Origin of the sequence: Brevibacterium sp. HMSC063G07 (genome assembly GCF_001810665.1) — a bacterium.
In the GTDB taxonomy this organism is placed as follows: Bacteria; Actinomycetota; Actinomycetes; order Actinomycetales; family Brevibacteriaceae; genus Brevibacterium.
Window position 1 is genome coordinate 62,312 of the sequence record NZ_KV802363.1, and the last position, 20,688, is coordinate 82,999.

General features: G+C 63.3%; 19 protein-coding genes. 10 read left to right on the forward strand and 9 right to left on the reverse strand.

Annotation, left to right across the window (positions count from 1 at the left end; genetic code table 11):
* The first annotated feature begins 207 nt into the window (after positions 1-207).
* On the forward strand, positions 208-621 hold the full coding sequence (locus tag HMPREF2757_RS08970) for a hypothetical protein (RefSeq protein ID WP_256278301.1): 414 nt from the start codon (positions 208-210) through the stop codon (positions 619-621).
* A 214-nt stretch (positions 622-835) separates the two neighbouring features.
* Positions 836-1,426, forward strand: a complete 591-nt coding sequence (locus HMPREF2757_RS08975; RefSeq protein ID WP_070575648.1) for a hypothetical protein — start codon at positions 836-838, stop codon at positions 1,424-1,426.
* Here the strand turns inward: HMPREF2757_RS08975 and HMPREF2757_RS11720 are convergent.
* The 7 genes from HMPREF2757_RS11720 to HMPREF2757_RS09005 form a co-directional block, all read right to left on the reverse strand.
* The gene (locus HMPREF2757_RS11720; protein ID WP_141750236.1) at positions 1,413-1,634 is read right to left on the reverse strand and encodes a hypothetical protein; all 222 of its coding nucleotides are present in this window, start codon (positions 1,632-1,634) and stop codon (positions 1,413-1,415) included. The two genes, HMPREF2757_RS08975 and HMPREF2757_RS11720, sit on opposite strands and share 14 nt — an antisense overlap.
* Positions 1,635-1,752: 118 nt before the next feature.
* The gene (locus tag HMPREF2757_RS08980; RefSeq protein WP_256278302.1) at positions 1,753-2,496 is read right to left on the reverse strand and encodes a ribonuclease FAU-1 family protein; all 744 of its coding nucleotides are present in this window, start codon (positions 2,494-2,496) and stop codon (positions 1,753-1,755) included.
* The gene (gene idi, locus HMPREF2757_RS08985) at positions 2,489-3,001 is read right to left on the reverse strand and encodes an isopentenyl-diphosphate Delta-isomerase (protein ID WP_070575651.1); all 513 of its coding nucleotides are present in this window, start codon (positions 2,999-3,001) and stop codon (positions 2,489-2,491) included. Before idi ends, HMPREF2757_RS08980 begins: the two co-directional genes overlap by 8 nt.
* 156 nt (positions 3,002-3,157) lie before the next feature.
* Positions 3,158-4,645, reverse strand: a complete 1,488-nt coding sequence (locus tag HMPREF2757_RS08990; RefSeq protein WP_083304217.1) for an amino acid permease — start codon at positions 4,643-4,645, stop codon at positions 3,158-3,160.
* 26 nt (positions 4,646-4,671) lie between these two features.
* Entirely contained in the window at positions 4,672-5,922 is a 1,251-nt protein-coding gene (locus tag HMPREF2757_RS11930) for a hypothetical protein (RefSeq protein WP_070575655.1), read from the reverse strand.
* A 1-nt stretch (position 5,923) separates the two neighbouring features.
* Entirely contained in the window at positions 5,924-6,568 is a 645-nt protein-coding gene (locus tag HMPREF2757_RS09000; protein ID WP_070575658.1) for a response regulator transcription factor, read from the reverse strand.
* The gene (locus HMPREF2757_RS09005) at positions 6,556-7,821 is read right to left on the reverse strand and encodes a sensor histidine kinase (protein WP_070575662.1); all 1,266 of its coding nucleotides are present in this window, start codon (positions 7,819-7,821) and stop codon (positions 6,556-6,558) included. The genes HMPREF2757_RS09000 and HMPREF2757_RS09005 overlap by 13 nt, the downstream gene beginning before the upstream one ends.
* 94 nt (positions 7,822-7,915) lie before the next feature.
* Between HMPREF2757_RS09005 and HMPREF2757_RS09010 the strand changes: the two genes are divergently transcribed.
* The gene (locus tag HMPREF2757_RS09010) at positions 7,916-8,527 is read left to right on the forward strand and encodes a hypothetical protein (protein ID WP_226829387.1); all 612 of its coding nucleotides are present in this window, start codon (positions 7,916-7,918) and stop codon (positions 8,525-8,527) included.
* Positions 8,528-8,617: 90 nt separating this feature from the next.
* Positions 8,618-11,209: an excinuclease ABC subunit UvrA gene (locus HMPREF2757_RS09015; protein WP_070575667.1), complete on the forward strand. Its 2,592-nt coding sequence runs from the start codon at positions 8,618-8,620 to the stop codon at positions 11,207-11,209.
* Between the two features lie 148 nt (positions 11,210-11,357).
* Here HMPREF2757_RS09015 and HMPREF2757_RS09020 read toward each other — a convergent pair whose 3' ends face one another.
* Together HMPREF2757_RS09020 and HMPREF2757_RS09025 are read right to left on the reverse strand one after the other, a co-directional pair.
* The gene (locus tag HMPREF2757_RS09020; RefSeq protein ID WP_070575670.1) at positions 11,358-12,119 is read right to left on the reverse strand and encodes an SDR family NAD(P)-dependent oxidoreductase; all 762 of its coding nucleotides are present in this window, start codon (positions 12,117-12,119) and stop codon (positions 11,358-11,360) included.
* A gap of 55 nt (positions 12,120-12,174) precedes the next feature.
* Complete coding sequence (locus HMPREF2757_RS09025; RefSeq protein ID WP_070575673.1) at positions 12,175-13,821, reverse strand: thiamine pyrophosphate-binding protein; 1,647 nt, start codon at positions 13,819-13,821, stop codon at positions 12,175-12,177.
* A gap of 111 nt (positions 13,822-13,932) precedes the next feature.
* Here HMPREF2757_RS09025 and HMPREF2757_RS09030 point away from each other — a divergent pair, with 111 nt between their 5' ends.
* From HMPREF2757_RS09030 to HMPREF2757_RS09055, 6 genes are all read left to right on the forward strand, one after another.
* Entirely contained in the window at positions 13,933-14,577 is a 645-nt protein-coding gene (locus HMPREF2757_RS09030; RefSeq protein WP_070575676.1) for a TetR/AcrR family transcriptional regulator, read from the forward strand.
* 9 nt (positions 14,578-14,586) lie between these two features.
* A complete protein-coding gene (locus tag HMPREF2757_RS09035) occupies positions 14,587-15,243 on the forward strand; it encodes a DUF421 domain-containing protein (protein ID WP_070575679.1) in 657 nt (218 codons plus the stop codon).
* Positions 15,244-15,272: 29 nt separating this feature from the next.
* A complete protein-coding gene (locus HMPREF2757_RS09040) occupies positions 15,273-16,778 on the forward strand; it encodes an acetyl-CoA hydrolase/transferase family protein (protein WP_218079089.1) in 1,506 nt (501 codons plus the stop codon).
* Between the two features lie 2 nt (positions 16,779-16,780).
* On the forward strand, positions 16,781-17,110 hold the full coding sequence (locus HMPREF2757_RS09045) for a rhodanese-like domain-containing protein (RefSeq protein ID WP_070575687.1): 330 nt from the start codon (positions 16,781-16,783) through the stop codon (positions 17,108-17,110).
* A 292-nt stretch (positions 17,111-17,402) separates the two neighbouring features.
* Positions 17,403-19,061 carry a phosphoglucomutase (alpha-D-glucose-1,6-bisphosphate-dependent) gene (pgm, locus tag HMPREF2757_RS09050; RefSeq protein ID WP_070575690.1) on the forward strand — a complete coding sequence of 553 codons (1,659 nt, stop codon included), beginning with the start codon at positions 17,403-17,405 and terminating at the stop codon, positions 19,059-19,061.
* A 97-nt stretch (positions 19,062-19,158) separates the two neighbouring features.
* Entirely contained in the window at positions 19,159-20,367 is a 1,209-nt protein-coding gene (locus HMPREF2757_RS09055) for an MFS transporter (RefSeq protein WP_070576345.1), read from the forward strand.
* Positions 20,368-20,688 lie beyond the last annotated feature (321 nt).

Below are 20,688 nucleotides of genomic sequence, written 5' to 3' on the forward strand. Positions count from 1 at the left end.
TGGCGAATTCTCGATCCGCACGAGTAGCGTTCAAGGACCACCAGCATCGAGGAGGCATGCGATGGACGAGCACGAGGGTGACGAACGGCTGGCGGCCCGGGCTGTCACACCAGACGGATAAACGGGTGTAATAACAGTGGCATGACGGTAGCTATGCCGGGGAAATAAACGGTACGATGGGGTGACACCTTCGGAAGGGAGGCACCCATGGTTTCCACGACATCCTCCGCCACCTCGGCAGATGCTCGAGCGACCCAGAACCAGGCCTACCGACGTGCAATCGCCCTCGACGTCCGTGAGATCACCCGGCGCCTGAACGCCTCGCTCGGAGGGACCCTGGTCTCGGCTCTCGCCGGCTCCTCGGACACGAAGTCCTCGCACAAGTGGGCGAAGTCCACCGGCCCCAACCCGCGCCCGGAGACCGTCAAGCGCCTCTACTTCGCCTACGAGCAGTGGCAGAAGGTCTCCCAGGCCGAAGGTGAGCACACCGCCCGGGTGTGGTTCATCGGAGCGAACCCCTGGCTGGGGTACGACACTCCGGTGAACGCGATCCGAGAGGGACGCCTCCCGGAGGTCGCGACGGCGGCGCAGGCCCTGGTCGACGACTCGTTCAGCGGCTGACCCGCGGCGATGACCTCGCTCGATCAGCGGATCTGCTCGCGGACCGGGCTTGCCCTCGTGGCGGGCCCGGATTCCGCGTTGCGCATCGCGCGCGAGTCCTACGGCCCCCTCAACCCGGTCGCTCGCCCGCCGGAGGAGAGCCCGCAGGCCTGGAGCCGGTACGACACCCCGGGCCGGACGATCTACGCGTGCGCGGACCCGGGTCACGGCCTACATGGAGCTGCTGGCCCCGTACCGCACCGACGTCAACGCCGAGCGCCGTGCTCTCCAGCCGATCGCCGACGCCATGGGGCAGGGCCTCGATGCGCTTTGGCGCGAGATCGTCGCCGAATGGGACGAGGCCGGCACCATGAAGGCCAGCTGGCTGCCGCGCGCCTTCCGCGAGGGCAGGAAGCTCTACACGCTCACCTTCCCCGCCGGCTGGTGGATCGACATCACGGCCACCGAGACGATCGCCGCCCTCGAGGATCTCCTGCCCCATGCGTGGCCCACGTCCGGGGGGCTCCTGGAGGAATCTCTGACGCTCGCGCACCTCATGGGCGACGACCGAGTCCTGACGACTGCGATCGCCACGGCGCTGCGCGACGAGGTCACGCTCGACGACGGCACCCTGCCGCTGGGGGTCAGGTTCCTGTCCAAGCACGGACACCCCGCCCGGGGCACTGGGATCTGCTGGGCGTACTGGATGCGGTACGTGGATCGCGGTCTCGACGAACCGGCGACCCAGACGCACCAGGCGGAGATCCGCGAGGACGACGCTGATCTGATCGCCGTGCAGGCCTACTGCAAGATCAAGAGCCGCTGAGCTCGCCGCGGCGAGGGCTGGTGGAGGGTCTGTCGCTCGGCTGTGTGCGGCCGGGTCGGCGGATGGCGCTCTGGGCCTCCGGTCGGCCAGCCGCGCGGGCGATCTCCTGCCCCATCGTCTTCGCATCCTCGCCGGTCAGCACCCTGTACAGGCCGGAGAACCCTTCGGGTGTGGCGATGGCTGTCGCCCCCCTACGCCCCGGTTTCACGCGGTAATGCAGACTTGCGCGCAAATGCGGCGCAACAACGCGTGACTCTGCATTAAAGCGTGATTCTGCGGTTGCAGGCGGACAAAACCAGCCCGACGGCGTCAGCACCCAGTGCGGTTTACAGCCGCGGGGCCGGCGGCAGGGTCCACGAGGGGTCGGGGTGGAAGCGCTTCCACGCATCGTCAAAAGCCCAGTGACCGGCACGCATCTGGTCAAGGGCCAAGCGCTTCTCCGCCTCGATCGCTGCGGCAATGCCCTCATCCCACTGACCGAAGCGGACAGCAGCTTCGAGTTCGTCGCGGTCTTTTTCCTCCACGCTCCCGTCAGGTCGCACCAGAATGTCGAGCACATGGTCCGCGGTGTACAGGGAGTCACCAGCAATTGTGTGCGGGTGCTCCAAGTTGATGTACCAACAGCGGAACTGCCCCGTTTCGGCCCAGAAAAGCCACACAGAAAACGGCATGCCCGTCGGCACAATGCGCAGCACGCCCGTACCGCGCCAGTGCCGCCGATAGCTGACACGGTCAGTGGATTGGGGCGAAAAGCGTTCGGCGTAGCCCAGTTCGTGCGGATTGACGTCCTCCCGGCCCGCAAAGCGGCTGTCGACCGTGGGCGTGTCCCCGGCAAGCCACACAACCAGGCCGCGCTCATTGTGCTGGACAACGCGCACCGGCTGGATGACCTCACTGCCGTGGGCGGCGAAATCGTGCCGACGGAATCGCCAATTCAGAAGCGAACCGTGAGCAAAGAACGGCGCGTCGCCCACTCCCCGCCCTTCCGGGTGGGGTACGTCAAAGGGCCCCTGTGGGTCGAGCGGACCGGAATGTTCGCGAGCCCGAACAGAGTTGAGAATCTCAGCCACGCAGCTGCGCCCATTCCTCGACCACCCACGGGCTGAAGGCAAACGGCGCTTGGCGCAGCACGTCTGTCAGCGCATCGGGCTCAATCCATGCGAAGTCCATGACTTCGTCGGTCACCGGCAGGAGCTCACCGTCGATCTTGGCGGAGAACACGGGACAGATTTCGTTTTCGACAACTCCCGATGCGTCAATTGCCCGGTAGCGGAAGTCCGGCAGGATCTCGGTGATGTCAACAACCTTGGTGCCCAGTTCCTGTGCGGCGCGCCTTTCGATCGCGGCGGTGAATGACTCCCCCGGCGCGGGATGTCCGCAGAAGGAATTGGTCCACACGCCCGGCCACGTGGCCTTGCCCAGCGCCCGGCGGGTCATGAGCACCTGGCCCGCATCGTTGTGGAGAAAACAGGAAAAAGCCAGGTGAAGCGGGGTATCGGCCGTATGCACTGCCGCCTTGTCAGCCTCGCCGATGGGCTTGCCCGCCTCATCGAGAAGAACAACGTACTCCGTCATGGGGACCCTCCTTGCGGCTGGCTGACACTGTGACTGGCGGGGTGTTCTCACCCTAGCCGCTGCCGCCGAAACAAACTCCCAGCCAACCGTGCAGCACAGCTGCTGTGCCGAACTGATCCGGGCAGGTACCTCGGGATCTTCCGGCGCGACACGGCCTCAGCCTTGCATTGCCGGCAGCCGCACTTCCATTTCAGCCGACGCGACATCTTTCTCCCGCGGTCGGATGAACAGCCAATGCACGCCGTAGCAGACAGGAACCACGCCCAGGCCGATCACCAGTGACAGCCTCTGAGTGGGGTCTAGAGCCATACCAACGAACACTGCCAGATTCAGCAGCACCACGAGGATCGGCACAGCCGGGAATAGGGGCACCCTGTAGGGAAGCTGCTTGACGTCCCCACCGGACTTCACGAACTTGGTGCGGAAAGCGTATTGGGTCAGTGCGATCGTGATCCACGACAGCGCACCGCCTATGCCGGACACCGACATGAGGAAGACAAAAAGCGTGTCTTCTGCAACGAAGCTCGACAGAAGCGACAGCAGGCCGAAGGCCATCGTGAAGATCAGACCGCCGTAGGGCGAACCGTTCTTGAGTGTGCGGGTGAAGAACTTCGGCGCATGTCCATCGTGGCCGAGCGACCACATGATGCGCGAACACATGTACAGCCCCGTATTGCCCACCGACAGGATGGACACCAGCACCACGAAGTTCATAATGTCCGCAGCAAAGGGGATGCCGATGGCTTCGAACACCGTGACGAACGGGCTTTCCGACAGTCCCGCCTGGCGCCAGGGAATGAGAGCTATGAGAATGACGACAGCGCCCAGGTACAAGAACACCAGGCGGAACACGATCGTCCGCACTGCCCTGGGCACAGCCTTGGCCGGGTTTTCCGCCTCGCCTGCGGCAACTCCCATGACCTCCGAGCCCATGAACGTGTAGATCACCGTCATCATGGCGGCAAGAACCGCGCCGATCCCCGTGGGGAAGAAGCCGCCGTCAGCATAGAAGTTGTCCCAGCGCGGCTCGGTCTGGCCGTCCATGCCCACCACCCCGAAAAGCACCAGTCCGCCGACGACGATGAACGCGGCGACAGCAGCGACCTTGACGAAAGCCAAACCGGATTCGACTTCTGCAAAGCCGCGAACGCTGAACAAGTTGATGACGAACAGGACCACAATGAAGACACCGGACCACACCGCCGTGGGAACGTCAGGGAACCAGAACTTCATGACAATACCGGCGGCTAAGAACTCCAGGCCGATGAAGCTTGCCCACGACAGCCAGTAGATCCAGCCGATTGTGAACCCCGTCCCGGGCCCCAGGAGCTTTGTTGCATGGGCTTGGAACGACCCGGAGGCCGGCATCACGGACGAAGTTTCGCCCAGGCACGACATGGTCAGCCACAGGAGAAAACCTCCGACGACATACGCCGCGATCGTCCCTCCGGGACCAGCCCGACTGATGACGTCGCCCGTGCCCAGGAACAGGCCCGTGCCGATGACCCCAGCAAGCGCAATCATGAACATGTGGCGACTCTTGATGCTTCTTTTGAGCGCCTGCCGCTTATGCCCGCGCGCACCCTTGGGAATCGGCTCTTCCTCACGAGCGCTGCTGAGACGGTTTTTGTCATGACGCGACATTGCTGGGGCCTCCGGTTAGTGGGCTATTAACTATTCGCCCACCAGAGGAGATAGTCAAGTGGCCACATACCAGGCTCGTCGTCTTCTAGCCCGTCTTCATAGAAGCCTTCATCAAGGGCCTCACTCTCGACATCGTCTAAGGACTCGTCTTCTTCGTCTGAGTACTCGTCCCCTTCATCGGCGTACTCGTCTTCTTCGTCTGAGGACTCGTCCTCTTCTTCGACCTCCGAATACCCGAGTTCAATATCCCCCGCACCGGCGTTGAGATTCAGCGGAATGTCCTTGCCGACTTCTTTCATGTCAGCGACTCGCCTGGCTTCGATTCCGATCTTGTCGTTTTCCAGATTGGCCTTTCCGTCGTCGACGATGGCGTAGCCGCGTCCGTCCTTCACGTTCTTCGGATCCGGCACTTCCAGGTCGGCCGATCCGGCTGCAACGCTGAGGTCGACACCGTCGGCAGGCTGGATATTCGGGTCCAGCGACAGGTCAGCTGATCCCGCGGTGACGTTGACTGACATCTTCTTGCGCACTTCGACGGGCAGCGATCTAACCTCACCACCGCGGACTTCCCAGCTGGTCTCATCGAAGGTTCCCTCGATGTCGGCTTTTCCGCCCTTGACGTCGAGTGCCAGCTTCTCGGCTCCACCACCGACGTTCACGGCACCGCCGGTCATTGAGGCGGCGATGTCTTTGTAGTTGCCGAAAACCTGAAGTACGCCGCCGCTGACCTTCACGTCGACGTTGAGGTTTTGTGCCACTGCTTCCGGCAGACCGATGGTCACGTCAACACCCTGGCTGTCCTGAGATTTGACGTCCAGAACCGCTGTCGAACCGTTCGTCTGCACCGTGACGGGCGCTTTGCCCTCACTGTCGCCCTTGAGCTGGCGATAGCTCGCGTCAAACCATCCAGTGGCCTGTGCATCCGGTGGCACGTCACGGTCGCCGAACTGCGCCGAATCCACGAGCGTCACAGCCGCGCGGCCCGTTCTGACTTCGAGCTTGTCGATGCCTTCGGGAATCGCACCGTTCTGGGTTTCGACCCCGAATTTGGCTGCAACCACCATCGCCGATGCGACTGCGCCGAGCGGCACGACCAGAGAAAGAACCGCCGCTATGACGACCCCGGTCTTCCACGCGGTGCCCGATGCGGACCGCGGGAGCTTGTTTTCCTCCGGCTGCGGCTCCGGCTCCGGAGTGGGCTGCGGGGTGGACTGCTGGCTCGGCTCCGGCGTGGGCTGATTGTTGTCACGAGGTGTGGGCATGATCTGGGTATTCATGTCAGGCTCCCAAAAACTTCAGAACCGCAAGAATGCGGCGGTTGTCGTCGGCGTCGGCGGACAGGCCGAGTTTGGTGAACACCGACGAAATGTGCTTTTCGACTGCTCCGGCGCTTAAGAACAGCGCGGATGCGATGGCAGAGTTCGATTTGCCTTCGGCCATGAGTGCCAGCACTTCGCGTTCACGGGCGGAGAGCTGCTCAATTCCGGTGTCCCGGCGGGAGCGCACCATAATCTGGCTGACGACTTCCGGGTCGAGGACAGTGCCTCCGGAGGCGACCTTGTCGACCGCTTCGAGGAAATCGCTGACATCTGCCACACGGTCTTTCAGCAGGTAGCCGAAACCTCCGCTGTTATTTGCAATGAGGTCAGATGCGTAGCGCTCTTCGACGTACTGGGACAGGACAAGGACTCCAACGTCAGGGTTCTGCGCGCGGATGAGCACAGCCGCCCGGATGCCCTCGTCCGTGAACGTCGGCGGCATTCGCACGTCGATGACGGCCAAGTCTGGTTTGTGGGCGCTGATTGCTCCCAGCAGATTTGCGGCATCACCCGTTGTGTGGACGATGGTGTGGCCCGCATCTGAGAGCAGACGAACCAGTCCTTCCCGCAGGAGAACGGAGTCTTCGGCGATCACAATGCGCATGGCACCTCCACTTTCAGTTCGGTTGGTCCGCCATTGGGCGATGAGAATTCCCAGGTGCCCCGCACAGCCCGCACCCGGTCCTGCAGTCCCGCAAGACCGGAGTTTCCGTGGATCGGGAGGTGGGCTCCGCCTCGTCCGTTGTCAGAAACCTCGATCTGCAGTCGGGAAGCGTCGGCACTCATGCCGACCTCCACCTGTGCGCGGCTGGCCTGAGCGTGCTTGTTGATGTTGGTGAGGGCTTCGGCCACAACGAAGTAGGCAACGGATTCGATATCGCGGTCGATGCGCCCGGAAAGATTCACGGTGAGGTCAACCGGGACGACCGACTGGGCGGCAAGACCGGACAGGGCAGCGTCGAGGCCGCGGTCGCCCAGCACTGCAGGCTGCAGTCCGCGCACCAGGCGACGCAGTTCGGCAACCGCCTGCTTGGAGTCTTCGTGCGCTTCGGTGATGAGGGCGCGGGCACCCTCGGGGTCGGTCTCGAGTTTCGTCTTCGCCATGCCGATCTTCATCGACTGGGCAACCAGCATGGGCTGCACGCCGTCGTGGAGATCACGCTCCAGGCGAGCGCGCTCGGTTTCCGCAGCGCCGACTGCTCCCTGGCGAGCGTCGTCGAGGGCCGTCACTTCTTTTGTCAGGGCATCAGCTTTCGGCGGTGCCAACAGCAGTTTGTCGATTGCGCGGTCCAGAATCGCCGAATACCACAGGATCGCCACGGTGAAGACCACCAGAACAACCGCTAGGGCAAACCGCATCGGTGCGCTTCCAAGACCCACTTCGAAGCGCTCGCCGATTGCCTCTGACACAGTGTTGTTGACGAACACCATGGAAACCGCAAGCGCGAGGAAAGTCAGTGCTCCCAGAAGCGCACCCGCGAAGGACTTGAGGAAATGGTGGCCTGTTCCACGCCAGAATACGGGCGATATCAGGCACCGGCCCAACCATTTGAGCCACTCGGTGAATCCGGGCTGACGCCGCGGCATCTGCGGTTTCGGATAGCCCAGGCGGTAGATCGATTCAGCACGGTGACGCTCAGCAATGTTGACGCCCCACTGAAAGAAGAACCACGCCAGCAGTATGACCAGGCCGGAACCGGCAGCCGGCAGTGCCGAAATGCCGCTGAAGAACAAGAAGATTGACAGGCAGGAGATCGTCCACCAGACAAAACCGGAGGCCAGCAGGTTTGCTGTGCCTATGATCCCCGGATGTCCGGCTGGTTTGATCCAGCTGCCGTTCTGTGTTTGTGATTTCATGCTTCAATCCTCGCGGGCGGCCAACCCGATGCCCATGATGGAAGCCAGAGGAACACTGAGGGTTTTCCCTACTTGTCGCTCTACAGTAAACCGCATGAATCAGCAATCCCCGGTGCGCTCAAAGGCCCGCACGCAGATTCTCTTCTTCCTGGCGGCCAGCGCCGGCGTCACGATGTTCGCTCTCTACCACGTGTTCGAAGCACTGGGTTTCATAGCTCCACCGCCTCCGTTCGGTGACTCGATCGGCACAGTGGCATTCGGTGTTGACATCGCCCTGGGCGTTCTCGCGCTGGCGCTCCTGCCGTCAGCTATCCGCCACGACCCCATGGAAGTCGAATACGGCTACGTAGGCCCACCGTCAGCACTCGTGGCCTCCCTGGTCATCCTGTCGGTCTGGATGGTGTCGCTGTTGGCCGCACCTGCCGGGGCCATTGTGCTCATCTCACTGTCAGCACGACTGTCGCTGAACTGGACAGCGCCGGCTGTGTGCGCCTCGCTCATGTCAGCCCTCGTCTACCAGCTGACCCACAGCCCCGCTCAGCCGGATATCTCCTGGACGACCGTCCTCGGGTCCTTTGTTCTCACTCTCATGCTCATCGCCATGGGCTCCGTCCGCGGGCTCATTCTGCGCAGGCAGGCCCAGCGGGCAAAGCAGATGCGCCAGTCACAGTCGGACCAGCCGACCCAACAGACCCAGCCCGGGTGAGCTCCAAGATCAGCCGGGGGCTTCTAGCCTGGTCACGCGGACAGCCTACGCCGCCGATAAGGGCGCAGTCCGCGAGGTAACGTAGCCCCCATGACTCACGCCACGTCCGAGTTCCCGACTCCGCACGCTGCGGCGGGTGCGGATCACGATCCAACGATCCAGGTGCGTGATGCACACCTTCACAACCTGAAACACATCGACGTCGATCTGCCCCGGGATACCCTCGTGGCGGTCACCGGGGTGTCGGGTTCGGGCAAGTCCAGCCTGGCCTTCGGCACCATTCATGGGGAGGCGCAGCGTCGCTACTTGGAGTCTGTCTCCCCCTTCGCGCGACGTCTCATCGGCGGCGCGGTCAACCCGCGCGTCGGATCGGTCACAGGACTGCCGCCGACGGTGGCTCTGCAGCAGTCCACCACCCTGGGTGGGGCACGCTCCTCCGTGGGCACGATCTCGAATATCTCGAACAGTATTCGGCTGCTCTTTTCCCGCTCCGGCAGCTACCCGGCCGGCATGCGCGAGCGGCTGGAATACGGCAGGCTCGACTCCGACGCCTTCTCCCCCAACACCACCGCGGGGATGTGCCCCGAGTGCCAGGGAACCCGCACCGTGCACCGGCCGACGGAAGAGTCGATGGTGCCGGACCCCAGTCTGTCCATCTGGGACGGCGCGATCGCCGCGTGGCCGGGAGCGTGGCTGGGTAAGAACTTCCGGGACATTCTGGGCACCCTCGGCTACCCGCTCGACGTCCCCTGGCTGGATATTCCGCAAGAGGACCGCGACTGGATCCTGTTCACGGACGAGCAGCCGGTGGTCACCGTCCACCCAGTGCGCGACGAAAACGCCATGCAAGGGTCGTATAAAGGCAAATGGCGCTCGGTTGCCGCCTACCTCACCGACTCCCTGGCGGAAACAGAGTCGGATAAGACCCGCCGCCGGGTGCTCTCCTTCATGCATTCATCGACATGCCCAACCTGCCAGGGCCGCGGGTTCCAACCGGATACCCTGCAGGTCACCTACGCCGGTTACCCCATCGACGAATTCAACGATTTGGCGTTGAAGGAAGTGCTGGCTGTGCTGGAGGACCGCCTCCAGCACTTGGCAGGGATCGCGAAGCAGCAGTGGAACGAGCACGACGAGGCCGAAGAGCTGCTGTTGGATCAGGTGCTGCCCACGGTGCGCGCGGCGATCGAGCTGGGGTTGGGGCACCTGAGCCTCTCCCGCCCGGCACGAAGCTTGTCTGCGGGCGAGAACCAGCGTTTGCGGCTGGCTTCCCAGCTGAACTCGAGCCTGTTCGGCACAGTGTATGTGCTGGATGAGCCTTCGGCCGGCCTGCACGTCGTGGAGCGGAAGGCAGTCTCCGAGCTGCTGCAGCGCTTCATCGCTTCCGGCAATTCGGTGCTTCTGGTGGAGCACGATATGTCCCTGGTGGCGGGATGCGATTGGATCGTGGATATCGGCCCTCGCGCCGGTGAGCGCGGCGGGGAGCTGGTGTTCTCCGGCCCTACCGAGCAGTTCCGCGCCAAAGCTGAGCAGCTGGACTCGCCCACTGCTGCCGCTCTGAACGAGGACTTTCCCGAACTGACGGACACCCCGGCCGGCACCGGCGAATCCATCAGCCTGACCGGCGTGTACGCGCGCGCCTTCGACGGGGCCGACGTGGACTTCCCGCTGGGGACGCTCACCGCAGTCACGGGAGTATCCGGTTCCGGCAAATCCACCCTGGTCATCGGGGTGCTGGCCGATGTGGCGTCCCGCTCGGCCAAGCAGGTGATCGGCGCCGAAGAGACCCCGGACGAAGACTCGGATGCTGATTCCACGGCAGGTTCCGACGACTCCCGAGATTTCCGGGTGGACAGCCTGGCGGAGGTCGATAAGATCCGCCGGTTGGTTCACATCACTCAGAAGCCGATTGGGCGAACGGTGCGTTCGACCGTCGCGACCTACACGGGCCTGTTCGATCATGTCCGCAGGCTGTTTGCCAACACCCCGGAGGCCAAGCGGCGGGGCATGTCGGTGTCGGACTTTTCCTACAACACGAAAAAGGGCCGCTGCCCGGAGTGCGATGGCGCTGGCAGCATCGAGGTCGAGCTGGTGTTCCTGCCCGGCACGTACACCACCTGCCCGGCCTGCCACGGCAAGCGCTATAAACAGGAGATCCTTGAAGTGCAGTGGAACGGCCGCAGCATCGCGGATATCTTGGCGCTTACTGTGGACGAGGCGCTGGGAGTCTTCGCCGATGAGCCGAGGATTCTGCGCTCTGTCGAATTCCTGCACGCACTCGGCCTGGGCTATCTGCGCCTGGGACAGGGCTCCCCGGAGCTTTCGGGTGGGGAGGCGCAGCGCATCAAGCTGGCCTCCGAAATGCAGCGCGGCTCCGGACGCAAGCACAGCCTGTACCTCCTGGACGAGCCGACGACGGGGCTGCATCCGGCGGATGTGGACCTGCTGCTCACCCAGCTGCGTCGTCTGGTCGACGACGGCGCGACGGTGGTCGTCATCGAGCACGACCTTCGGGTGGTCGCGCAGGCAGACCACGTCATCGACGTCGGTCCGGGAGCCGGAGACGAGGGCGGCCAGATCCTGGCCACCGGGACGCCTGCGGCGGTCGCTCAGCAGGGCACGCATCCGGATTCGCGCTCGGTGACGGCCCAGGTGTTAGCCGAACGAGCCGGCTTGATCTGAGCCGCACAATCCGGCTGGCGGGAGCGGATGTACCCACGTGAAGGCGCGCCCACCAAAACAGACGAGGTGCCGCCCCCTTTCGCGCGGGGACGGCACCTCGACCGGTCGCAGCTGGGTCGGTCACACCAACTGCCTCAGCGCAGACAGATCATTTGGGCTGCATGCGGATGGCGCCGTCCAGGCGGATGGTGTCGCCGTTGAGCATGGGGTTGCGCACGATCGATTCGACCAGCTGCGCATATTCGGCGGGCTTGCCCAGGCGTGCCGGGTGCGGAACCATCTTGCCCAGTGAGTCCTGTGCTTCCTGCGGAAGGCCTGCCATCATCGGAGTTTCGAAGATGCCCGGTGCGATGGTGACCACGCGGATGAGCGATTCGGCGAGTTCGCGGGCCATCGGCAGGGTGACAGCAGCCACACCTCCCTTGGATGCCGAGTACGCAATCTGGCCGATCTGACCGTCAAAAGCCGCAACCGAAGCGGTGTTGATGATGACGCCGCGCTCTTCGCCGTCGGCTTCGCCCTGCTGCATTGCCGCAGCTGCCAGGCGTGCCACGTTGACGGTGCCGACCAGGTTGATGCCGACGACCTTCTTGAAGGCATCGAGTTCCAGCGGCCCACGGCGTGACACGAGCTTGCCGGGTGTTCCCACACCGGCGCAGTTGACGACGATCCGCAGGGGACCGAGTTCAACTGCCTTGTCGACAGCGGCCTGGACCTGCTCTTCGCTCTGCACGTCGGCCTTGACGAAGTGCGCGCGTTCGCCGAGTTCTTCTGCGGCCTTCGCACCGGCTTCTTCGTTGAGGTCGATCATGACGACACTGGCACCGGCCGCGAGCAGACGCTCGGTTGTCGCACGGCCAAGACCGGACACGCCGCCGGTGACGAGGGCGGATACTCCCTGAATTTCCATAGCAATCTCCTCACTGTGGTGTTGCACAGCTCACTTTAACCCGAAGCCGTGCCCCTTATGATCGCGGAGTCGGGCGGAAGCGCTCCAGCGGATCGGTGACCACTTCGATGACGGTCGGCGCGGTGACTTCGCCGAGTTCTTCCAGCACCCCGTTGAGCTCTTCCAGGGAGCTCACAGTGTGTCCGACCGCGCCCATTCCGCGGGCCATGGCGGCAAAGGACGGCCATTCGACGAACGAGGTTTCGCCCTTGGCACCGAAGTTCTCCAGCTTGTAGAACTCCGCGCCATAGCAGGAGTCATTGAGTACGACGACCACCAGCGGAAGACGATCGCGCACGGCCGTGGAGACCTCCATGAGCGAATGCATTGCCGCCCCGTCGCCCACCCACACGACCGTCGGGCATGAAGAGTCCGCGTAGGCCGCACCGAGTCCCAGCGGGATGGCCAGGCCGATCGCCCCGAAGTAGCCGCCGAAGTCCCACTTGCCTGGGTCGACCACGAAGTGCCGGACGATCGACGGGAAGTACATGCCGATGTCGGACACCTGGTTGACCTGCTTCTTGCCGTCATTGCTGACGGCGGTGCTGATCAGCCGGGCCGCATCACGCACATCAATGTGGTCTTCGCGCGAGGTGGAGCGGTAGTCATCGAGGGCCTCCCGCTGGGGGCGGTCCTCTAGTGCCGCAACGTACTTGGGTGCGGGCCGACCGTCGGCGTCCGGGTCGGCTTCCAGCAGGGTTGCGGCGAGCGCGTCGACAGCTGCCGCAGCATCGGCCTGGATGGCAACGTCGGCTGGCCCGTATTTGCCGAGCGCCTCAGCGCAGATGTCTACCTGGATGACTTTTTTGCCTTCGAGCAGGTGGTAGTGGTCGGTCTGCCAGTTGTTCAGCGAGGCTCCGAAGGAGATGACGACATCGGCCTCCCCCATGTATTCGACGCCCACTTCGTTGGACAGTGTGCCGTGGATGCCGAGGTTCTCCGGTTCACCGCGGAAGAGGTCCTTGGCAATCAGCGAGGTCATGACGGGCGCACCGATCATGCGGGCAAAGCGCAGCACGCCATCCCGCGCACCCGCGGCAATGGCACCTCGGCCGGCCAGGATCAGCGGGCGGCGGGCCGACATGAGGTAGCCCAGTGCCTCCTCGATCCGTTCGGGGTCTGGCCCGAGCACGGACAGGGGCTTACTCAGATCGGGCAGATCAGGCAGGTCAACCTCGTCGTTCATCTGCGCGTACGGGATGTTGACGATGACCGGCTGCTGACGAGCGCGGGCGCGCGCGACCGCCTTGTGGATTGTCTTCACAGCGTCCGCGCCGGTATGGGAGCGCTCATAAGCAGCACCCGCGACTGCCGCAACGGCGGCAATGTCGATGCGCTGATAGTGCTCGTTGACATCCGGGGTGTCGCCGGTGAGCAGCACGAGCGGCGTGCGGGCGCGCACGGCTTCCGTCAACGCGGTCAAAGCGTTGGTGATCGCGGGGCCGAAGGTGACGGTTGCCATCCCGACTTCGCCGGAGAAGCGCGCATAGCCGTCAGCCGCGAGGACAACGGCGTCTTCAATCGACATGCCGACGTAGCGGCCGTCGGTCTGCTCGATGAAATGACCCAAGTACGCGAGGTTGGCGTCGCCCATAAGGCCGAACAGCGGTTTGCCAGAACGTTCGTGGGCAAGGAAGCGGCTGATCGCTTCGTAGTTCTTCACTGCGGACTCCTTTGTAACAGCGGCTGCGCATGGTGCACGGCTGCACTGTACCCCGGCAGCGCGCTTCTTGTATGCAGAACGATCGTTTGAACCTGCGATAGCCTGACTTTTATGGAACGTTCAGGGAAGCAGCTCAAGGGCCGCGACGCCATTCTGCGCGCCGCGCGAGAAACATTTGCGGCAAAGGGATTCGACGGTGCGTCCATCCGCGACATCGCGAACACGGCGGGGCTGAACCTCTCTGCGCTCTACTACTACTTCGATTCCAAACAGGCGGCTCTTTTCGAACTCATCCGCACCAGCTACCAAGAGTTCAACAGCGCAATCGACGAAGCCCTCAAGGCCGCCGAACCGGACCCCGTCTGCCGTGTTGCGGTGTTTGTGCGCGTTCTTGTGCGCTACCGGGCAGCAAACCTCGCAAGCTCCAGGCTTCTGCTTCTGGAAACAGAGCGCCTGTCAGAGGAATACCGGCCCGAAATAGACGAGCTGCGCGTGTTCACCCGCGGTCAGCTGTACGAACAGGTTCGCCTTGGCAAAGAGCAGGGCGTTTTCGACATCGACAACCCCGACCTCGCGGCCCGCTCCGTGCTTGCCATCAGCAACGTCCTCCCCCAGTGGTGGCGCCCGGACGGCCCACTGAAGGTCGAAGACCTCGAACGCGAATACCTTGAGCAGAGCCTGCGGATTCTCGGCTGCAGCGAGCGGGGCCCTCGCCTGACCGCCACCGTTCTGCCGCCGATTCCCTCCGACGCCTAAGAGCCGACCGTGGAGTTCCTCGGATGGCTGGGGTTCAACCCGGCAGAGCTGACGGGCATGTGGACACTCGACGTGTCCGTTCTCGGCAAGGCACTGCGCACAGTCGCGGTCTACCTGTTCATCGCCGTGCTCATCCGCTTAGCCGGCGCCCGCTTCCTCGCGCAGATGAACTCACTGGACCTGGTGGTCGTCCTGCTGCTGTCAAACGTCGTGCAGAACGCCATCATCGGACCGGACTTTTCGCTCATCGGCGGTCTGCTCGGCGCTGCAATCCTCGTGGCCGCCAACGCTGGCCTGGAACGGCTGACCCTGCACTGGCCGTGGCTCAGCCGCGGCTTGCGCGGACACTCGCGCAGACTCATCGACGACGGGCACATCCGCTGGCCGGAAATGCACAGGGCCGGCATCACCCGCGCCGAACTCGAATCTGCCGTGCGCCACCAGGGCGGCATGGGCTTAGACGCCGTCGACACCGTTGACCTCGAACCTGGCGGTTCACTCGTGGTGGACCTCAAAGACGGACGCGAGCCGATCACGCGGGCTGAGTTCTACGCGGCACTGGAGGACCTACACAAGGCGATTAAAGCAGGAAAGACGACCGGCACCTCGGAAGATGAAGACGAAGCTGCACCGGACGGCACGGAGGGTGCCGACCCGGCGAAATGAGCCGTTTCGCAATTTGGAACAATGTGGCCATGGCTCGCATTGTGAATACAGTCCTCGCCGACAAGGTGATGTCTGCTGAGGACGCTGCTCGTTTCATCAACCCCGGCGACAACGTCGGAATGTCCGGCTTCACCGGAAGCGGTTACCCCAAGGCCGTCCCCACGGCACTCGCTCACCGGATAGAAGCAGCACACGATGCGGGCGAAGACTTTTCGATCGGCCTGTTCACCGGAGCATCAACCTCGGACGAACTCGACGGCGCACTCGCAAACGCGAAAGGCGTGCGCTTTCGCACCCCGTTCAACACCGACCCGGACATGCGTGCGGCCATCAACAAGGGCGAAGTCGACTACCTTGACGCCCACCTGAGCCACCTGGCACAGCAGGTGTGGTTCGGCTTCTACGGCAAGCTCAACGTCGCCGTGATCGAAGTCGCTGCAGTCCTGCCCAATGGCCTGCTGGTTCCCGGCGCTTCGGTCGGCAACAACAAAACCTGGCTCGACCTGGCCGACAAGGTCATCCTGGAGGTCAACGAATGGCTGCCGAACGAAATCGAAGGCTTCCACGACATCTACTACGGCACGCACATTCCGCCGCACCGCAACCCAATCCAGATTCTGGACCCGGCCCAGCGAATCGGCGATCCCTACCTGCGGGTTGACGAATCGAAAGTCGTCGCGGTCGTCAAAACCAACTCCCCGGACCGCGACAACAAGTTCAACCCGGTTGACGAAAAATCCGAGGCGATGGCGAACTACCTCATCGACTTCCTCCGCTCGGAAGTCAAGAACGACCGCCTGCCGAAGAACCTTCTGCCGCTGCAGTCGGGCATCGGCAACGTCGCCAACGCAGTGCTCGCCGGGCTGCAGGAATCTGAATTCCGCAACCTCACATCCTTCACCGAGGTGGTGCAGGACAACCTGCTGAGCCTGCTGGAAGAGGGCACTTTCACCTCGGTGTCTGCCACCGCCCTGTCGCTGACGCGCGAAAAGGCCCAGTACTTCAACGACAATGTCGAGAAGTTCAAGGGCCGTCTGCTTCTGCGCCCGCAGGAAATGTCGAACCACCCCGAAATCGTCCGCCGCCTGGGCGTCATCGGCATCAACGGCATGGTCGAAGCCGACATCTACGGCAACGTCAACTCGACCCACATCACCGGCACGAAGATCGTCAACGGCATCGGCGGTTCTGGTGACTTCGCGCGCAATGCGTTCCTCAACTTCTTCGTTTCGCCCTCAACGGCCAAAGACGACGCGATTTCGTCTATCGTCCCGTTTGCCAGCCACGTCGACCACACGGAACACGACACCCACGTTCTCGTCACGGAACAGGGAATCGCAGACCTGCGCGGACTGTCGCCCATCAAGCGCGCCCGCCGCATCATCGACAACTGCGCTCATCCCCAGTTCCGGGACCGGCTCACCGATTACCTCGACCGGGCCATAGCCGCCGATCCCGGCGGCCAGCACACACCGCACATTCTCGACGAAGCGCTCAGCTGGCATATCAATCTGCGCGAGCACGGAAAGATGTGATCATGTTCGAAGAACCCACCTGCTCAGTCACCGAAGTCCCCGACGACGCGATCGTCCTTGACGTCCGCGGCCGCGATGAGTTCGCCGCCGGTCACATCAAAGACGCCATCAACGTGCCCCTTGACGAACTGCAGGAACGGCAGGACGAGGTGCCGTTTGACGTTGACGTGTACGTCATCTGCCGCACCGGACGCCGTTCGGCACACGCAACACAGTTCCTCAATATGGCCGGGCACGACTGCATCATGGTTGTCGGCGGCATGGACCAGTGGCATCACGAAGCCGAACTGCCGATTGTGGCCGAAGGCGACGGACAGCCGTATGTGAAATAGGATTCGCACAAACAGCGAGCGGGCCGGAAGGAAAACCTTTCCGGCCCGCTCTTTTTGGGCAAAGCGCGCAGTCGTGGACCACCGCCTTGACCAGGGCTGTCGGCGGTGCTTCCGGCGTGCCGACAGCCGGTCCGAGAGTTTTTGGAGCTTTGCCCATAATGCACGACTCAGTCCCATTTTCGAAATTCCCCGAGCACCTCGGTGAGTCGATTCCGGGTAACCGGAATCCGCTATTCAAGATTTCACCGCCTCACGGTGGAACTGAAGCGATAACTTCGGCACACTCTGCTATATGAACGACCGTGCTGGACATCCCGCTTCCGAAAGCGACCTCACCGACATCCCGCAGCTGCTGGACGACTACCACGACATCGTCCCCAATCCAGACGACCCGGCCCAGCGGGTGTCCTTCGGCACCTCGGGCCACCGGGGCACCAGCAGCGCAGGCTCGTTCAACGAGGCCCACATCGTCGCCATCACCCAGGCGATCGTGGAGTACCGGCGAGCCCAGGGCATCACCGGTCCGGTGTTCCTCGCCCGTGACACGCACGCACTGTCCGAACCGGCTTTTCTCACGGTCAACGAAGTCCTGGCGGCATCGAATATCCCCACGTTCATCGACGACCGCGACGGATACACTCCCACCCCGGTGCTGAGCTTTGCGGTTCTGCGCCACAATCGGGACTCAGCCACCCATTTCGGCCAGGCTGACGGCATCATCTTGACTCCCAGCCACAACCCGCCGACCGACGGCGGCATCAAATACAACCCGCCCCACGGCGGGCCGGCTGGAGCGGAGGAGACCGCGTGGATTGAAGACCGGGCCAATGAGCTTCTTTCCTCCTGGCAGGACATTCCGCGCACCCAGTTCCAGCGGGCCTTCCACCTGGAGAACACGCAGAACTTCGACTTCATCGGCGCCTATGTCAGCGCACTCGGCGATGTCGTCGACCTACCGGCGCTGCAGTCGGCGGGCCTGCGGATCGGCGCCGATCCGCTCGGCGGCGCCGCGGTCGACGTGTGGGCGGCCATTGCCGACGCCTACGACCTCGACCTGACCGTCATCAATCCGACAATCGACCCCACGTGGTCGTTTATGCACTTGGACTGGGACGGCAAGATCCGCATGGACTGCTCATCCGAATACGCCATGGCCGGTCTGATCAGCGCACGGTCGAACTTCGACATCGCACTCGGCAACGACCCTGACGCCGACCGCCACGGCATCGTCACCCCGGATGCCGGGCTGATGAACCCCAACCACTACTTGGCCACCGCAATTGACTACCTGCTCACCCACCGGCCCGCCTGGACTGCCGGCGGCAGCGCGCTGGGTGCGGCCGGAGTGGGCAAGACTCTCGTGAGCTCGCGGCTGATCGACTCGGTCATCACATCTCACGGCAGGACCGTGTACGAGGTGCCTGTCGGGTTCAAGTGGTTTGTTCCGGGACTTCTGGACTCGTCTTTGCTCTTCGGCGGCGAAGAGTCCGCTGGGGCTTCGTTCCTCGACAAGCAGGGTCGCCCTTGGAGCACTGACAAGGACGGCATCATCATGAGCCTGCTGGCGGCAGAAATGCTCGCGGTCACGGGGCAGACGCCCACACAGCGCTGTGCCGAGCTGACGCAACAGCACGGCGATTTCACCTACCGCAGGGTGGAAGCGGCTGCCGACCGCAAGCAGAAGGCCAAGCTCAAGTCGATCTCGGCTGACAGCGTCACGGCTGACTCTTTGGCCGGCGAGCCGATTACGGCGGTGCGCTCGCACGCACCCGGCAATGAGGCTGCGATCGGCGGGCTGAAAGTGGAAACCGAATCCGCGTGGTTTGCCGCCCGTCCTTCGGGAACAGAGGACATCTACAAGATCTACGCTGAATCGTCGAGGGGCGGGGAACACCTGCAGCGCGTCATTGACGAAGCGCAGGCTCTCGTCGATTCCGTTCTGGCGGACTGATGGTGATTCGGTACTGCTGACCGGAGCTGCGCTGGGCCCGGTTCGCACCGTGAGACGGAGGCCATCAGCCTACTGTTCCGCGGTCTAGGATATGACCATGTTCTCTGCCTACCGCGATATCTTCAGAATTCCCGGCACCCTGAAGTTCTCCGCGGCTGGTCTTATCGCCCGTCTGCCGATCGCCCTGCTGGGCTTGGGCCTGGTTCTCTTCATCCAGGAAGAAACGGGTTCCTACGCTCAGGCGGGAGTCGTTGCTGCCACCTTCATGACCGCTCAGGCGATTTCGAACCCTCTTCTGGGCAAGCAGATCGACCGGCACGGCCAGGCCAAGATCATGGTTCCCGCGACCATCATCCACGTCACAGCACTCATGTGCCTGCTGCTGGTGGTCTATCTGCGACTGTGGCCGGGCCTTGTGTTTGCCTCAGCCGCAATTGCAGGCGGGACGGTCGGTTCGGTGGGAGCGCTCGTGCGCGCTCGGTGGGCCGCGGTGACAAAGACCCAGAAAGAACTCGATACCGCATTCTCGTGGGAGGCGGTTGCCGATGAGCTCATGTTCGTATCCGGCCCAGCGATTGTCACCGCGCTGGCCACCGCACTGTGGGCCCCGTCCGGCATCGTCCTCTCCGTTGTCGCCGTCACGATCGGCTCGCTGCTGCTCTACCCGCAGAAGGCGACGGAGCCGCCCACCAGCAAGCGAGAACCGCGCGCTACGCGCGGCAAAGTGCTGGGGAATCCCGGAATCCTTCTTGCCGTCTTCGGGCACTTCTTCCTCGGCGTCAACTTCGGCGCAATCGATGTGTCAACAATCGCCAGCGCCGAAGAACACGGCATGAAGAGTGCTGCCGGAATCGCCCTGGCCGCCCACGCTTTCGGTTCGCTCATTGCGGGCATAGCCTACGGTGCAGTGAACTTCCGCGCACCGGTTCGTCTGCGCTACGCCGCCGCGGCGGGCGCCCTTGCACTGCTGTCGTGGCCGCTGATGTTCGCCCCGAACATTCCCGTGCTGGCAGTGTTCATGCTCCTTGTGGGCTTGACCGTTTCCCCCACGATCATCACCGGAAGCTCAGTCGTGCAGTCCCTGGCCCCACCCAAGCGGATGACAGAGGCCCTGGCATGGATTTCCACGGCCATCGGCTTCGGCATTGCGATCGGCTCTGCAGTGTCGGGAGTCTTCATCGACCGCTACGGCGCGCACGAGGGCTATCTGGTGGCCGCAGTGTCTATGACGGTCGGCGCCATCATCATCCTCGCCGCCAACCGCGCCTTCGAACCGCAGAAACAGCAGCGAGTCGTTCTCAGCTGACCAAGGCGCATTTTCACCTGCCATTCGCTTGACGAGCGCTTCCCCCGAAAATCAATGAAGGCACCCGTCGACACGCCCATGTCGGCGCCGCGTTAGATTTATTGACGAAAATCACACAATGTGACTGTTCTTTACGCGTATTCTCAGCGTATTATTGGAATACCGCGGTGGTCCGGCTGCAAAACGTCTGGCCATCGCGGATTAATTTTGCCCACTTGCGGGCCGCCGTCCCAGACACAACTCCTGTTAGCCACGGATCCACCCGTTAGCCGCAAGCACACTCCCGTTAGCCGCAGATCCACGCTTTAGCAACCACTGCTA

What these genes read in the sequence shown, in the direction of transcription:
- HMPREF2757_RS08970 (WP_256278301.1), top strand. Translation starts at nt 208, where the DNA reads ATGGTTTCCACGACATCCTCCGCCACCTCGGCAGATGCTCGAGCGACC.
- HMPREF2757_RS08975 (WP_070575648.1), top strand. Translation starts at nt 836, where the DNA reads ATGGAGCTGCTGGCCCCGTACCGCACCGACGTCAACGCCGAGCGCCGT.
- idi (WP_070575651.1), bottom strand. Translation starts at nt 3,001, where the DNA reads ATGACGGAGTACGTTGTTCTTCTCGATGAGGCGGGCAAGCCCATCGGC.
- HMPREF2757_RS08990 (WP_083304217.1), bottom strand. Translation starts at nt 4,645, where the DNA reads ATGTCGCGTCATGACAAAAACCGTCTCAGCAGCGCTCGTGAGGAAGAG.
- HMPREF2757_RS11930 (WP_070575655.1), bottom strand. Translation starts at nt 5,922, where the DNA reads ATGAATACCCAGATCATGCCCACACCTCGTGACAACAATCAGCCCACG.
- HMPREF2757_RS09000 (WP_070575658.1), bottom strand. Translation starts at nt 6,568, where the DNA reads ATGCGCATTGTGATCGCCGAAGACTCCGTTCTCCTGCGGGAAGGACTG.
- HMPREF2757_RS09005 (WP_070575662.1), bottom strand. Translation starts at nt 7,821, where the DNA reads ATGAAATCACAAACACAGAACGGCAGCTGGATCAAACCAGCCGGACAT.
- HMPREF2757_RS09010 (WP_226829387.1), top strand. Translation starts at nt 7,916, where the DNA reads ATGAATCAGCAATCCCCGGTGCGCTCAAAGGCCCGCACGCAGATTCTC.
- HMPREF2757_RS09015 (WP_070575667.1), top strand. Translation starts at nt 8,618, where the DNA reads ATGACTCACGCCACGTCCGAGTTCCCGACTCCGCACGCTGCGGCGGGT.
- HMPREF2757_RS09020 (WP_070575670.1), bottom strand. Translation starts at nt 12,119, where the DNA reads ATGGAAATTCAGGGAGTATCCGCCCTCGTCACCGGCGGCGTGTCCGGT.
- HMPREF2757_RS09030 (WP_070575676.1), top strand. Translation starts at nt 13,933, where the DNA reads ATGGAACGTTCAGGGAAGCAGCTCAAGGGCCGCGACGCCATTCTGCGC.
- HMPREF2757_RS09040 (WP_218079089.1), top strand. Translation starts at nt 15,273, where the DNA reads ATGGCTCGCATTGTGAATACAGTCCTCGCCGACAAGGTGATGTCTGCT.
- HMPREF2757_RS09045 (WP_070575687.1), top strand. Translation starts at nt 16,781, where the DNA reads ATGTTCGAAGAACCCACCTGCTCAGTCACCGAAGTCCCCGACGACGCG.
- pgm (WP_070575690.1), top strand. Translation starts at nt 17,403, where the DNA reads ATGAACGACCGTGCTGGACATCCCGCTTCCGAAAGCGACCTCACCGAC.
- HMPREF2757_RS09055 (WP_070576345.1), top strand. Translation starts at nt 19,159, where the DNA reads ATGTTCTCTGCCTACCGCGATATCTTCAGAATTCCCGGCACCCTGAAG.